The organism is Dyella amyloliquefaciens, assembly GCF_004296575.1.
Lineage (GTDB): Bacteria > Pseudomonadota > Gammaproteobacteria > Xanthomonadales > Rhodanobacteraceae > Dyella > Dyella amyloliquefaciens.
The window spans coordinates 254883-268861 of sequence record NZ_SAYT01000002.1; the positions used below are offsets into that span (position 1 = coordinate 254883).

A 13979-nucleotide genomic window follows, 5' to 3' on the forward strand; every position below is an offset into this window, starting at 1 on the left:
AACGATGACGCAGGGCTGTCGATGCACGCGCCCTAAGCCCGACCAACGACCAGCTTCGGGCACGAGGCTTTGGTTTTGCTTAATTTCGGGACCAGGTCAAGCGACTGCGGCGGCACCAGCCCGCTAAGCCTCAATCGATTCGATATCCGGCAACGGCCCCAACGTTACCCATAGCACGCCTTCACGCAGTTCGTAACGCAGCTCGGTGGAGAGCACGCCTGCCAGCGTGCCGGCCAGGGCCAGCCCCAGGCCGCCATGAAGCGTGGCTTCGCGAGCCGGCGACTTCCGCCAGAAGCGCTGACCCAGGTGCGGCAGATCCGCCTCGCTCAGATCGGGCGTCGCGTTGCCGATGCGCAGATGCCACTGTCCCTGCGTCCTGGCCAAGGCCACGTTGATGCCGCTATCGACAGGCGCGTATTCGCGCGCATTGAGCATGAGGTTGTCGACGATGCGTTCGAGCAAGGCCGGATCAGACTGTACCCAGGCTTCCGCAGGAAGGCTCGCACTGATCCGCGCATCCGCGCCCATGGCCCGGCGCAGCAAGGGCACCAGGTCCATGGGCTCGAGTTCCGGCTGCGCCAGGCCCGATTCATAGCTCGACACGGCAAGCAGGCTGTCGATGCAGCGCTGCATGCGATCGATCGCGGCGCTGGCATTGTCCAGCGATGACGCCTGGCCAGGATCGCGCTGCGCCAATTCCACCGCAGCCCGCATTTCGGCCAGCGGCGTGCGCAGCTCGTGGGCCACGTCGTGGGAAAAACGGCGCTCGCGCTCCATCCCCGCATGCAGCCGGTCGAAGGCGCCATTGAGTGCCTCGGCGAATGGCGTCAGCTCGCGCGGCAGCTGGGTCTGCGGCAAGTGCGGTGCCTCGTTCGGGGTGCGCGCCACCTGACCGAACCGCAGCAAGGGCCGCAAGCCCCGCCTCACCGTAATGATGGCAAGCAACGCCGCCGACAGGGCGGTAGCGAGCACGCCGATCAACAGTGCGACGTGCACGCCACGCTCGAAACGATCGACGTGCTCCCGTTCCTCCGCCACCACCAGCGTGGCCGGCTCGCTCGTGCCAGGAAACAGCAGGCGCAGGGCGACGGCGCGGCCGCGATGGTTGTCGGGCAAGGCCAGATCGTAGAAGAGCGGCTGATTGGCCTTCATGCCGGATGGCAGTTCGAGCCGGCCGGCCGCATTGCTGCCGGAAACCACAAGGGTGCGGCGTTCGGCATCCCACACCTGCAGGAACTCCGTATGGCCGCCGCCAGCATAGGCGGGATGCAACGTCTGCAGGCGCGCCATCGCCACGTCGGTGGGCGGGGTTTCCAGCAGGGCCGCAATGCCCCGCGCCCGTTGCAGCAGGTCGTCGTCGAGCCGCTGGTAGATCTTGCGGTCGATGCTGTAGTCGAGCGACACGAACATCAGCGCCATCAGCAGGCTCAGCCCCACGCACAGCGTGAGCAGCAGTCGCCCGTGGATGGAGCGGAGCAGCCAGTTACGCCACGACATAGCCGAACCCGCGTCGCGTCTCGATCAACTCGGGCAAGCCGGCGCGCGCGAGCTTGGCGCGCAGCGTGCTCACCAGCACCTCGATCACCTTGTCGGACGCTTCGCTGCGCGCGTCATACAGTCGCTCGAACAATTCGCCGCGTGCCAGCACGATGCCGCGCTGAACCAGCAAGGCCTCCATCAGCGCGTATTCCTTGGGCGTCAACGCCAACACCGCGCCATCGACGCGGGCCAGCCTCGCACGCGGATCCACCTCCAGCGCCCCGGCGCGCAGCAGCGGCAACTGGACCTGCCCACGGCGCGAAATGGCCAGCACGCGCGCCAGCAACTCGTCGTAGGCAAAGGGCTTCACCAGGTAATCGTCGGCACCGAGGTTCAGCGCCTGCACCCGGTCGGCCACCTGGTCGCGCGCGGACAACACCAGCACGCCGGGGCTGCCCTCCCCCTGGCGGATCCGCTGCAGCACGGACCAGCCATCCACCTTGGGCAACATCAGGTCGAGCACCACCACGTCATAGGCATAGGCGGCCACGAAGGCCAGCGCCTGCACACCATCGACGGCGAGGTCCACCGCATGCCCGTCGCGGGTCAGCGCGATGCGCAGGTCCGGCCCCAGCGTGGGCGAGTCCTCGACGATCAGCAGCCGCATGGGAATGATCGCGGGGATGGGACAGCGCCGGGGCTGCAGACACTCGATACGCGCGCTCCCAGCGGGACGCAACCTTGTAACACCGCTCGCACAGTCATCCGCCGATCATAGGGCATCTCGGGAAATCCCCCGCCAGCCGTTATCATGTGGACCGCGCCTGGTGCGCTTTCAGCGGGAGCTATCGGTGGGGCGAAGGCCATGGCGATACAAGCGAACTGTCGTCCCGGACCACGCGCCCACATGTGGACCGTGTTCGCTGCGCGCACGTGCCTCCTGCCGAGGATCCATCCGCTGATCCGCTTCGTGCGCTGCTGTTGGCTGCTCCTGCTGCTCGCGGGCCTGTCGTTCGGTGCGCGGGCCGCCGAAGATCCCTGGGCGGCCTTCGACATGCCCTGGTTCGACCGGGTGGGTGTCAGCGACGGCCTGCCACATTCGCTGACGACAGCTCTCGCGCAGGACCAGCGTGGACTGGTGTGGATCGGCACGCAGAGCGGCCTGGTGCGATACGACGGCTTTCGCATGCAGGTGTTCACGGCCACCGGCGGTCCCAAGGCCGATCTTCCCGACGCCTATGTGCGCGCCCTGCTGGCGCTGCCGGATGGCGGCATGCTGATCGCCACGAACTCGGGTGGACTGAGCCGCTTCAATCCTTTGCACAATGCGTTCCACACCTATCCGGTCGGCAAGGACGGCACGAGCTCGCGCAAGATTTACGCACTGGCGCGCGATGGCAACGACGGCGTGTGGATCGCGGGCGAACACGGCCTTGATCGCCTTGACCTGCACACCAACCAGATCGTCGTCGTGCCCACCGGCGCCGGCACCTCGCCGCGCAACTTCAGCGTGCTGCAGGATCGGGCCGGGAATCTCTGGCTGGGCAACAACAACGGCCTGTTCGTCCGGCATCAGGGCGACCATGCGTTCGAGCGCGCTCCTCGGCCCGCGGACCGCGGCACCGTGGATGCCGTGCTCAACGATGGCATCTGGGCACTGGACGAGGACCGCGCGGGACGCCTGTGGGTAGGCAGCACGCAGGCCGGCGCGGTCTATCGCGACGCGAACGAACATTGGCATGCCGTCGAAGGCTTCAGCGGCTTCCAGCGCAATCACGAGCGCCGCGCCACCGTGCGGGATTTCGTGGAGGTGGACCCCGACACGCTCTGGCTGGCCACCGACGGTGATGGCGTACTGGCCTATAAGCCAAGCGACGGAACGCTGCGTGCCATCACCCACGATACCGCCATGCCCTCTTCCCTGCCCGGGGACGCGGTGCGTGCGCTCATGCGCGATCGCTCGGGCAACATCTGGGTCGCGACCGACCTCGGCGTGGCGCGCAACAACGTCGAAGCACGCAAGGCTTTTGCCCTGCTGCCCTCTTCGCACGACGCACGCGCACTGGCCAGCTCGAACGTGCGCACCATCTTCGTCGACTCGCATCGGCGCATCTGGCTGGGCATGAATGCCGGCAACATCGAGCTCATTGACCTCGACCACGGCGTCATCCACCACCTTCAGCTTGGCGGCGACCAGGCGCGACGTGACGTGCAAGCCTTCGCCGAAACCCACGATGGCACGATCTGGGTCGGCACACAGGGGCTTGCGCGGATCGATCCGGCGACACTCGACATCCAGAATTCGGTCATACCGATGCTCGAAGCTTCGCCGGTACTGCACCTGCTGCCCGACGGCGACCGACTGCTGATCGCCACTTACGACGGGGTCTACCGGTACGACCTGCACACGCGTGCCCTCACCCATTTCGGCAACAACCCCAGCGACCCGCGCAGCCTCGCCAGCGACACCGTGCGACTGATTTCGCGGGTGGGTAGCCAGATCTGGTACGTGACCGGCCGCGGCATCAGCGTCGCCGCGAACGGCTCGCAGGACCGCAACTTCGAGAACCTGCTCAATCGCCCCGACGACCCGACCAGCCTGCCCAACAATCTGGCCAGCTCGATCACCACCGACCCGCAAGGCAACCTGTGGATCGGCACCTACGGCGGCCTGGCCATGCTGGAATCGCGGGCGGCCGGCGAGCCCTACCGCTTCAAGCGTTTCGATACGCGCGACGGCCTCAGCAGCGACAACATCAACGCCGCGCTGTCCGACGACCTCGGCAACCTGTGGGTCAGCCTGCCGAACGGCATTTCGATGATGGACGGCAACACGCATGCCATGCACAACCTGGGTGCACGCGACGGCTTGCACATCGCCAGCTATGTCTATGCCGCCGCGGCACGCGCGCCCGATGGCGAACTGCTGTTCGGGGGACTGGGCGGGCTGACCGTGCTGCGGCCCGGCTGGCAGCCACCCGAGTCCACCGACGCACCCCTTGCCGTCACCCTGGCCGCGATCAACGGCAATCCGCTGCCTTTCGGCCAACTACCGCGGCCCGGCGAATCCCTGCATCTGGGCTCGCACAGCCGCAGCCTGCGCGTGGACTTTGCGTTGCTCGATTTCCAGGCCACGGCGGACACCAGCTATAGCTACCGCCTGGACGGGATGGACGAGGACTGGGTCCATGTGCCGCGCGGCAGCCAGCCCGCCGCCATCTATACCAACCTTCCGCACGGTGACTACCTGCTGCGCCTGCGCGCGCAGACCCAGGGCATGCAGCCCCGTACGATCGAAAGCTCGCTGTCGGTCACCGTCGCACCCCGCTGGTACGAAACCATCGCCGCCCTGGTGGGGTTCGGCGTGCTGCTGCTCGCGCTGCTCTACCTGGTGACGCAGCTGCGCACGCTGTACCTGCGGCGTCAGGCGCAGCAGCTGCAGCAGCAGGTGGACCTGCGCACGCACGACCTGCTGATCGCCAACCAGCGACTGGACGAACTGGCCAGCACCGACCCGCTGACCGGAGCCCTGAACCGACGCCGCTTCTTTGAGCTGGCCGAGCAGGTGCGACTCGAATCACGCGAGGGCGAGGCCTGCATCGCGCTGCTCGATCTGGACGGATTCAAGGTCATCAACGATACGCATGGCCACCTGACGGGCGATGCCGTGATCCGCCATGTGTGCCAGACGATGCGCCAGCAATGCCGCGGCATCGACCTGATCGGCCGTTATGGCGGCGAGGAACTGGTGATCTGCCTGCCGGGCACCGGCCTCGGACCGAGCATGGCAATCGCCGAGTGCATCCGCGGCGCGATCGCCGGCACGCCGTTCGAGCACGACGGCGCTACCGTTGCCGTCACCATCAGCATCGGCGTGGCCGCCTACCAGGAAGGCGAATCGCTGTCGCAATGGCTGTCGCGCGCGGACGGCGCGCTCTACGAAGCCAAGCGCAACGGACGCAATCGCGCGAAGGCGGCGGAGTAAGCCTTGCGCCGTCAGCGCCGGCGCAGCATGCGGTTGCGATAGATCGTGTAGCCCAGCCCCGCGGCGCCGGTGACCACGGCAGGCACCAGCAACACACGCTCCTGCAAGACCGCAAATCCCAATGCGCCGGCCATGGCGCCGACAATGAAGTGGCTCGCCACCAGCAGGCACACCTGGATGCGCAGGCGATCCACCGGCAGGCCACGCAAGGCCTGCCCCACGTAGATGCCAAGATCCGTGAAGATGCCCGAAAGATGCGTGGTGCGGAACGTGGCGCCGCTATAGGTGCTGACCATGGCGTTCTGCAGCCCGCAGGCCATCGACGCGAAGTACAGGCCAAGGTCGCTGGCGCCATGGATCAATGGCGTGGCAGCGAACAGCAGTGCCGACTCGATCATCAGCACGACGCCATAACGCCTGCCCAGCTGCAACGTGCGCTGCTGCACGATGAATCCGCTGAGCATTGCGCCCAGCAGGAACGCGCCGATGGTCAGGCCCCAATGCAGGATCTCTCCTGCATCCAGGTTGGCCATGGCAATGCCCAGCTCGGTGCTGGTGCCGGTCAGATGGGTAACCGGCTGATGCCGGAAACACAGGTAACCGACCGTATTGATGCTGCCGGCAATGAACGCCAGCAGCCCGCCGCCAATCCAGGCCCAGCGAGGCAGCTGGCGCAGCATGGCGCGATCAGTTCTTGATGGGTTGGGTCTGGATGACCGGCAGGTCGCCGATCACGTCTGCGCCCGGCGGCGGGACGAAGTTGAAGGTGGACGCCGGGACGTCGACGTTGCGCTGCCATCCCGAGAAACGGATGTCCGTCGTCGTGCCGAGCTGGTCGCGGAACACCATACGGGCCAGTCCATTGGCATCGAAGCCAAGGTCGGCGTAGTCGAACTGCGGATCCTTCGCCTTGGAGGTGAGGCGCAGCCAGCTCAGGCCGTCATGCTCGCCCTGCTCCACCGCGTTGAAGTCCTTGTCCATCTGCTTCACGTCGGTCAGCACGGTCAGCGGGCTGTGCGACTCCTCGGCGCTCTGCACGCGCACGGTCACCTGCTCGAGGTCCGGGTCGTACAACCACACGCGACTGCCGTCGGCCACGATGGTCTGCTTCGACGGCGCCAGCGTTTCCCAGCGGAACTGGCGCGGCGCCTGCAGCGCGAGCGTACCCGAGCTTGGCTTGCCCGGATGGCCGTTGGCATCGCTCATGGTCTGGGAGAACTTGCCGGTCAACGAATGCAGGCCATTGGCGAAGGCGTCGAGCTTGCTGCGCGCCGGGCCGGCGGCATGGGCGAGGCTGCCGAGCGAGAGCGCGATGGTGGCAGCGACGAGGAGGAGCGAGCGTTTCATAGGTGCCCTGGAAGGGAGGCGGATCGGCGAATTTTGACGGGTGCAAGCTTAATGGCAAAGCGCACGGTTCTTCAGGACCGCCATCGCGGCGACGCCGGCCCGTCATTCCGGCGCAGGCCGGAATCCAGTGGCGATATGGCCGGGTTGTCGCGATAAACCTCATGCGCGACACAGGGGCGAAGATCGAGTCTCGCCGCTACTGGATTCCGGCCTGCGCCGGAATGACGGCCGAGAGCCGTGGCGTCCGGCTGCTCAATGCTTCGGCGGTGGCGGCGCCAGCACTTCGCGGTTGCCGTTGTGCTGCGGCGCGCTCACCACACCGTCCTGCTCCATCTGTTCGATCAGGCGCGCGGCGCGGTTGTAGCCGATGCGCAGGTGGCGCTGCACGCCGGAAATCGAGGCGCGGCGGGACTCGGTGACGATGCGCACGGCCTTGTCGTAGAGCTGCGCGTCGGCGTCGCCGCCTTCCTCGCCGTCCTGCGGCAGGCCGGAGTCGTTGATGAACTTGCCGTCCGCGGTGGCCTGCACCTCTTCCAGTACGCCTTCGATGTACTGCGGCGAACCCTGCGCCCTCAGCCAGTTCACCACGTTGTGCACCTCGTGGTCGTCCACGAAGGCGCCGTGAACGCGGTCCGGCGTGGCCGTGCCCGGCGGCAGGTAGAGCATGTCGCCGTGGCCGAGCAGCGTTTCCGCGCCCGACTGGTCAAGAATGGTGCGCGAGTCGATCTTGCTCGACACCTGGAACGCGATGCGGGTGGGGATGTTGGCCTTGATCAGGCCGGTGATCACGTCCACCGACGGGCGTTGCGTCGCCAGGATCAGATGCACGCCGGCGGCACGCGCCTTCTGCGCGAGGCGGGCGATCAGTTCTTCGACCTTCTTGCCGACGATCATCATCATGTCGGCGAACTCGTCGATGATGATCACGATGTGGTACAGCGGCTCCAGCGGCTCGGCCGCCAGGTTCGGCATCTCGGGGTTCGGGCGGAACAGCGGGTCCAGCAGCGGCTGGCCGGCGTTCTCGGCTTCCTTCACCTTCTTGTTGAAGCCGGCGAGGTTGCGCACGCCCACGGCGGCCATCAGCTTGTAGCGGCGCTCCATCTCGGCCACGCACCAGCGCAGCGCGTTGGCCGCTTCCTTCATGTCCGTCACGACCGGCGCAAGCAGGTGCGGGATGCCTTCGTAGACCGAAAGCTCCAGCATCTTCGGGTCGATCATGATCATGCGCACGTCTTTCGGGCTGCTCTTGTAGAGCAGGCTCAGGACCATGGCATTGACCGCCACGGACTTGCCCGAACCGGTGGTGCCGGCCACCAGCAGGTGCGGCATCTTCGCCAGGTCGGCCACCGACGGACGACCGGCGATGTCCTTGCCCAGCGCCAGCGCCAGCGGCGACTTCATCTGGTCGTACTTTTCCGAACGCAGGATCTCGGAGAGGTAGACGATCTGCTTCTTGGCGTTGGGGATTTCCAGGCCGATGACGTTCTTGCCCGGGATCACGTCGACCACGCGCACGCTGACCACGGAAAGGCCGCGCGCGATGTCCTTGTCGAGGCTGGATACCTGCGAGCCACGCACGCCCGCAGCCGGCTCCAGCTCGAAGCGGGTGATGACCGGGCCCGGATAGACGCCGACCACCTTCGCTTCGATGCGGAAGTCCTTGAGCTTCAGCTCGACCTGGCGCGACAGGACCTCGAGCGTTTCTTCGGAATAACCCGGACCCTGCGGCGGCGCCTCGTCCAGCAGCGACAGCGGCGGCAGCTCGCCCGGCACCGAGGCGCCGGTGAACAGCGGAATCTGCGTTTCCAGCTTGGCGCGCTCGCTTTTGACCACCGGCGGCGGTGGCGTCTCGATGCGCACGGGCTCGCGCTTGGCCTGCTTCACGGCCTCGGTCTTCTTGACCACCTCGCGCTCGGCGCGTGCCTGGCGCGCGGCCAGCACTTCCGGCGCCTCGCGCAGCTTGCCGCCGAACCAGCCGGCGAGCTTAAGCACGCCCTGCCCGGTCAGGTCCATCACCTTGAACCAGGAAAGACCGGTGGCCAGCGTCACCGCCACCAGGAACAGCGCGAGCAGCAGCAGAGGGGCGCCCTTGTCACCCAGCGCGCTCAGCAGGCCGCGGCCGACCCACATGCCGATGATGCCGCCCACGCCTTGGGGTAGCACCGGCTCGTCGTTGAAATTGAGATAGAGCAGCGCCGGCGCGGTGATGAAGAAGAACACCGAACCGATCAGGCGCAGCGAAGGCTCCCACGGCTGCACCGTGCGTTCGCCGCGATGGCGCAACACCTGGATGCCCAGGAACAACAGGAGCAGCGGGAAACAGTAGGACACCACACCGAAGATGTAGCGGAGCACGTTGGCGATATTGGCGCCGATGGAGCCGCCGAAGTTGCGGGCGTGCTCGACGGTACCGGCATGGCCCCAGCTCGGATCCTGGTCGTTGTAGCTGAACAGGCAGACCAGCAGGTACAGCGCCAGCGGCAGCAACAGCAGCGCACCGGCCTCGCGCAGGCGGCGCTTCAGCTCTTCGCTGAGTCCCTCGCGCTGCTTTTCCTTCTTGACGTTCGCGCTACGCGGCACCGTGGTCCTTTTCCTGTCGTCTGTCGTGAGACCGGTCGCCATCATGGCGGCCGACCTTTGTTACATCCGTCGAAACGGCGGGCTAGACCTTAGATCATGCCCTTGAGCGCCGGATGAACCAGCTCGCCGTTGTCGACGTTGATGCCCCTTTGCAGCGGTTCGAACTGGCACGATTCATTGCCGCCGGCCAGACGCTGCACGTAGGGGAGGATAGCGGCAGAAATCGCCACCGACGAGGCCTGCGGAGCGACACGCAGCATATTCGTGATGCAGGCCTGGCGCGCCAGGTGGGCAACGGCGGGAATGGGGGCGATGCCACTCTCGAGGGTCCTGGTTTCGGGGGGAGTACCGACACGCACGGGGAATGAATCCTGTGAGGGAAACCATCAAGCGGCACCGGCGCCACACCGAAACCGGCGTGGCAAACCCGATCCAGCAGCCTTGAATCGGCCCGGCGACTTCCCCATCCTTGCGGGTCCGGAAGCCTCGTTCCGTTACCTGCGACACGACTTGAAGAAACCGTCGCAAGGCCATGGAGCGTAAGACTATACGAGTCGCCAGCAAACCCGAAGGATTATAGCCATGGCGGGCAGGCCGTTTTCACATTCCCGCCACGATGCGCGCGCAGGCCACGCTTGCGCATTTGCAGCAAAGTCAAAGGGATAGGCCTTGCCTCGATGAAAACCAGGTTCGGAACCTCCATATACGGGGCGCGCCGAAACACCATACCCAGGAGCCTGGTCGCCGCCGCGACCGGCACCGGATTCCACCCATCCACGAACACCACCGCCGTTGGCGGATAGAAGGAACGCATGAACACAGCCACCAAGCACAGCCGCCTGCTGATCCTGGGCAGCGGTCCCGCCGGTTACACCGCCGCCGTCTATGCCGCACGCGCCAACCTCAAGCCGACCATGATCACCGGCCTGCAGCAGGGCGGCCAGCTGATGACGACGACCGAGGTGGACAACTGGCCGGGCGATGTCGAGGGGCTGCAGGGACCGGCGCTGATGCAGCGCATGGCTGAGCATGCCGAGCGCTTCAAGACCGAGATGGTGTTCGACCACATCCATACGGTGGACTTCAAGCAGCGCCCGTTCCGCCTGAAGGGTGATTCCGGCGAATACACCTGCGACGCGCTGATCATCGCGACCGGCGCCACCGCCAAGTACCTCGGCATTGCCAGCGAAGAGCACTTCAAGGGCAAGGGAGTGTCCGCCTGCGCCACCTGTGATGGCTTCTTCTTCCGCGAGCAGGAAGTGGCGGTGATCGGCGGCGGCAACACCGCGGTCGAGGAAGCGCTGTACCTGTCCAACATCGCCAGCAAGGTCTATCTCGTGCACCGCCGCGACAAGCTGCGCGCCGAGAAGATCATGCAGGACAAGCTGTTCGAGAAGGCGGCTGCCGGCAAGATCGAGCTGGTGTGGAACCACACCGTCGATGAAGTGCTGGGCGACAACACCGGCGTGACCGGCGTGCGCGTGAAGGACATCAACTCCGATGTGACGCGCGATATCCCGGTCACCGGATTCTTCGTCGCCATCGGCCACACGCCGAACACCGGCATCTTCGACGGCCAGCTCGACATGCACGACGGCTACATCAAGATCCGCAGCGGCCTGGCCGGCATGGCCACCATGACCTCGGTGCCGGGCGTGTTCGCTGCCGGCGACGTGGCCGACCACGTGTACCGCCAGGCGGTGACCTCCGCCGGCTTCGGCTGCATGGCCGCGCTCGACGCCGAGCGCTGGCTCGACCAGCAGGGTCCGGCGAGCTGACGGTTACGTGGCAAGTCACTGGATTCCCGCTTTCGCGGGAATGACGAGCTTGAAGATGAGGAACTCCGTATCCCGCCACGCTTCATTGTCGTCATCCCAGCAAAAGCTGGGATCCAGTGTCTTGAGGCATGAAGGTTTGGACGCAGCCCACAAGGGCCGCACCTGCCGACAGCACGAGGCCCATCGCGCCATCCGCGTATTGACTGAGACGTGATCGAAGCCCGCTTCCACGACAGCATTGCCAGCATCCCCGCCGAGGCGTGGGATGCGCTGCGGCCCGACGACAACCCGTTCGTCTCGCACGCCTTCCTTGCCCTGCTCGAACGCACCGGCTGCATCCGCCCCGACTGGGGCTGGCGTGCGCATCATCTCGGCCTCTATGAGAACGACGCACTGGTCGCCGCGGCGCCGCTCTATCTCAAGGGCAATTCGCACGGCGAATTCGTGTTCGACTGGAGCTGGGCCAGCGCATGGGAGCGCGCCGGCGGCGACTACTACCCCAAGCTGCTCAATGCCGCGCCCTACTCACCTGTGCCCGGCCCTCGCCTGCTGGCAGGACAAGGCCCTCGCACTGCCACACTGCAAGCGACGCTCGCCGGCGCGATGAAGACCTTCGCCGAGCGGATGAACCTCTCCTCCGTGCACGCCAACTTTCTTCGCGACGACGAACTGGCCGCTTTCGATGGCGATTGGCTGAGCCGTTCGGACGTGCAATTCCATTGGCGCAACCACGGGCACGAGGACTTCGCCGGCTTTCTCGCCGCGCTCAACCACAAGAAGCGGAAGAACATCCGCCAGGAACGCACGCATGTCGCCGCGAGCGGGCTCGCCATCGAAATGCGCACAGGCAGCGAGCTGACAGCCAACGAGTGGCGACGCATCCATGCGCTGTACGAGGCCACCTTCGACAGCAAGGGCAACCATGCCGCCCTTACCCGCCCGTTCTTCGCGGCGCTTGGCGAAACGATGGGCGATGCCGTGCAGGTGGCGATGGCGCGCATGGACAGTGACATCGTGGCAATGGCGCTGTTCCTGCAGAGTCACGACACGCTGTACGGCCGCTACTGGGGTGCGGAAGTGGACGTACCCGGCCTGCACTTCGAGCTGTGCTACTACCAGGGCATCGAGCACGCGATACGGCACGGACTGCAACGCTTCGAACCGGGCGCGCAAGGCGAACACAAGCTCGCACGTGGCTTTCTTCCCGTGCGCACGCACTCACGCCATTACCTGGTCAACGAGAGCTTCCGCGACGCCGTGCGCCAGGCGCTGACACAGGAAGCGGAAGCCATGGACGATTACGCCCGGGAGCTGCTGCAGCACAGCCCCTACGCGCACATCGCGCAGGCAGGCATGTCCTAGCCGATGGAAATGCCGGCCACCTTGCCGTTGGCGTCCAGCTCCACACCGAAGGGAAGACTGTTGCCGGGACCGAAGTCGATCCGGTAGTCGTTCCAGACGCGGTTCTTTTCCTTGTCCGGGCGTTGCCCCTTGTAGATGAAGGAAGACGGCGCACCGAATGGCGACAGCTGTTTGGCCATGCGCGGCGAAAGCCCAGAATCCATCTTCGCCTTCAGCCTGTCGTCGAACATGGAAAGATCGTCGCCCCTGCCCTGCAGCCGGGCGAATGCCTGGCGCGCCACGTCTGTTATCGCAGGGACTTCACCGGCAGCGGGCTTGCGCGCGCCAGCGGCAAGATCCGGATATAGCGCCTCGAACGTCGCCGTCACCAGCATCTGCCCCGGCTCCGGATTGTCGCCCACATTGGTGAACGCGATGATCTGGATGCCCTGCTTCGGAAAATACTGGTTCGACGTGGTGAACCCGAACGAACCACCGGTATGGCCGATGCGCGGCTGATCGTCGAGGGTGTCGACGAACAGGCCCAGGCCGTAGTCCGTGCTTCCCGCCGCAGGCGTTGTCATCAGCGCGTAGTCCGCGGGGCGCACGATTTTTCCGCCCTGCAGCGCTACGTTCCAGCGCTCCAGATCCGACACGGTGGACACCAGGTTGCCCGCGGCCCAGCCCACCGTGGCATGGATGGTCGGCGCCAGCCCGAGTTTGCCATCCACATGTCGATAGCCCTTCGCCATGCCCGCCACGCGCGCCTCGTCAGCGACCGTCGTCGTGTGGGTCATGCCTGCCGTCGCCAGCAGATGCGTCCTTACGTAGTGCTCGTACGACTCGTGCGACGTCACCTCGATCACCCGGCCCAGCAATACGTAGCCGCTGTTGGAATAGGACCAGCGCGTGCCGGGCGGAAAATCCAGCGGCCGGTCCTTGATGCGCGCCATGATCTGGCCGAACGTCGCCGGCTTGACGGCCCACGCCTCGACGTCGGGCCCGTCGAGATATTCCGGCATGCCGCTGGTGTGGGACAGCAGCTGTTTCAGCGTCACTTCCTTCGCGTGTGGCGCATCCGGCAGATAGGTAGCCAGCGTGGCGTTGATATCGAGTTTCCCGGCCTCCTGCAGCTGGAGGATCGCGGCGGCCGTGAACTGCTTGGTGATGGAGCCTATTTCGAAATGCGTCGTCGTGATCGCAGGCGTGTTGCGCTCGCGATCGCTTAGGCCATACGCGTGAACGTAGAGCGGCGCGCCGTACCGATAGATCGCAATGGTCGCGCCTGGCGTGCCCGTACGCTGCAGCACCACCTGCGCGTCAGCATCGATGCGGCTGGCCAGCGCCGGGTCGATCGATGGCGAGGACGCCATGGCCGCAGGGGCAAGCAAGGCCATCCAGCACAGGTAACGACGACGCATGCCAACTCCGTGGACGCAAGGGTGGGACATGCTAACCACATCGCCGTG

11 protein-coding genes are annotated in these 13979 nt (G+C 65.9%); 3 read left to right on the forward strand and 8 right to left on the reverse strand.

Going from position 1 to position 13979, the window contains the following annotated elements:
* Positions 1-123 precede the first annotated feature (123 nt).
* Together EPB08_RS05685 and EPB08_RS05690 are read right to left on the reverse strand one after the other, a co-directional pair.
* Complete coding sequence (locus EPB08_RS05685; RefSeq protein WP_130618113.1) at positions 124-1497, reverse strand: sensor histidine kinase; 1374 nt, start codon at positions 1495-1497, stop codon at positions 124-126.
* Positions 1484-2146 (reverse strand): response regulator transcription factor, encoded by a 663-nt coding sequence (locus EPB08_RS05690; protein WP_130618114.1) that lies wholly within the window; start codon positions 2144-2146, stop codon positions 1484-1486. The genes EPB08_RS05685 and EPB08_RS05690 overlap by 14 nt, the downstream gene beginning before the upstream one ends.
* 240 nt (positions 2147-2386) lie before the next feature.
* On the opposite strand from EPB08_RS05690, the gene EPB08_RS05695 reads away from it, so the two are divergent.
* Positions 2387-5464 carry a ligand-binding sensor domain-containing diguanylate cyclase gene (locus tag EPB08_RS05695; protein WP_130618115.1) on the forward strand — a complete coding sequence of 1026 codons (3078 nt, stop codon included), beginning with the start codon at positions 2387-2389 and terminating at the stop codon, positions 5462-5464.
* Positions 5465-5475: 11 nt separating this feature from the next.
* Here EPB08_RS05695 and EPB08_RS05700 read toward each other — a convergent pair whose 3' ends face one another.
* The 5 genes from EPB08_RS05700 to EPB08_RS05720 form a co-directional block, all read right to left on the reverse strand.
* Entirely contained in the window at positions 5476-6144 is a 669-nt protein-coding gene (locus tag EPB08_RS05700; protein WP_130618116.1) for a YoaK family protein, read from the reverse strand.
* 7 nt (positions 6145-6151) lie between these two features.
* The gene (gene lolA / locus EPB08_RS05705) at positions 6152-6811 is read right to left on the reverse strand and encodes an outer membrane lipoprotein periplasmic chaperone LolA (protein ID WP_130618117.1); all 660 of its coding nucleotides are present in this window, start codon (positions 6809-6811) and stop codon (positions 6152-6154) included.
* Between the two features lie 252 nt (positions 6812-7063).
* The gene (locus tag EPB08_RS05710) at positions 7064-9391 is read right to left on the reverse strand and encodes a DNA translocase FtsK (protein WP_130618627.1); all 2328 of its coding nucleotides are present in this window, start codon (positions 9389-9391) and stop codon (positions 7064-7066) included.
* An 89-nt stretch (positions 9392-9480) separates the two neighbouring features.
* A complete protein-coding gene (locus EPB08_RS05715; RefSeq protein WP_205746292.1) occupies positions 9481-9750 on the reverse strand; it encodes a hypothetical protein in 270 nt (89 codons plus the stop codon).
* Between the two features lie 215 nt (positions 9751-9965).
* A complete protein-coding gene (locus EPB08_RS05720; RefSeq protein ID WP_130618118.1) occupies positions 9966-10205 on the reverse strand; it encodes a hypothetical protein in 240 nt (79 codons plus the stop codon).
* On the opposite strand from EPB08_RS05720, the gene trxB reads away from it, so the two are divergent.
* Both trxB and EPB08_RS05730 read left to right on the forward strand, forming a co-directional pair.
* Positions 10204-11169, forward strand: a complete 966-nt coding sequence (trxB, locus tag EPB08_RS05725; RefSeq protein WP_130618119.1) for a thioredoxin-disulfide reductase — start codon at positions 10204-10206, stop codon at positions 11167-11169. The genes EPB08_RS05720 and trxB overlap by 2 nt on opposite strands.
* A 210-nt stretch (positions 11170-11379) precedes the next feature.
* Positions 11380-12531: a GNAT family N-acetyltransferase gene (locus tag EPB08_RS05730; protein ID WP_130618120.1), complete on the forward strand. Its 1152-nt coding sequence runs from the start codon at positions 11380-11382 to the stop codon at positions 12529-12531.
* Here the strand turns inward: EPB08_RS05730 and EPB08_RS05735 are convergent.
* Positions 12528-13931 carry a serine hydrolase domain-containing protein gene (locus EPB08_RS05735; protein ID WP_165418418.1) on the reverse strand — a complete coding sequence of 468 codons (1404 nt, stop codon included), beginning with the start codon at positions 13929-13931 and terminating at the stop codon, positions 12528-12530. The two genes, EPB08_RS05730 and EPB08_RS05735, sit on opposite strands and share 4 nt — an antisense overlap.
* Positions 13932-13979: the final 48 nt, after the last annotated feature.

What these genes read in the sequence shown, in the direction of transcription:
- EPB08_RS05700 (WP_130618116.1), bottom strand. Translation starts at nt 6,144, where the DNA reads ATGCTGCGCCAGCTGCCTCGCTGGGCCTGGATTGGCGGCGGGCTGCTG.
- lolA (WP_130618117.1), bottom strand. Translation starts at nt 6,811, where the DNA reads ATGAAACGCTCGCTCCTCCTCGTCGCTGCCACCATCGCGCTCTCGCTC.
- EPB08_RS05690 (WP_130618114.1), bottom strand. Translation starts at nt 2,146, where the DNA reads ATGCGGCTGCTGATCGTCGAGGACTCGCCCACGCTGGGGCCGGACCTG.
- EPB08_RS05695 (WP_130618115.1), top strand. Translation starts at nt 2,387, where the DNA reads ATGTGGACCGTGTTCGCTGCGCGCACGTGCCTCCTGCCGAGGATCCAT.
- EPB08_RS05685 (WP_130618113.1), bottom strand. Translation starts at nt 1,497, where the DNA reads ATGTCGTGGCGTAACTGGCTGCTCCGCTCCATCCACGGGCGACTGCTG.
- EPB08_RS05720 (WP_130618118.1), bottom strand. Translation starts at nt 10,205, where the DNA reads ATGCGTTCCTTCTATCCGCCAACGGCGGTGGTGTTCGTGGATGGGTGG.
- EPB08_RS05735 (WP_165418418.1), bottom strand. Translation starts at nt 13,931, where the DNA reads ATGCGTCGTCGTTACCTGTGCTGGATGGCCTTGCTTGCCCCTGCGGCC.
- trxB (WP_130618119.1), top strand. Translation starts at nt 10,204, where the DNA reads ATGAACACAGCCACCAAGCACAGCCGCCTGCTGATCCTGGGCAGCGGT.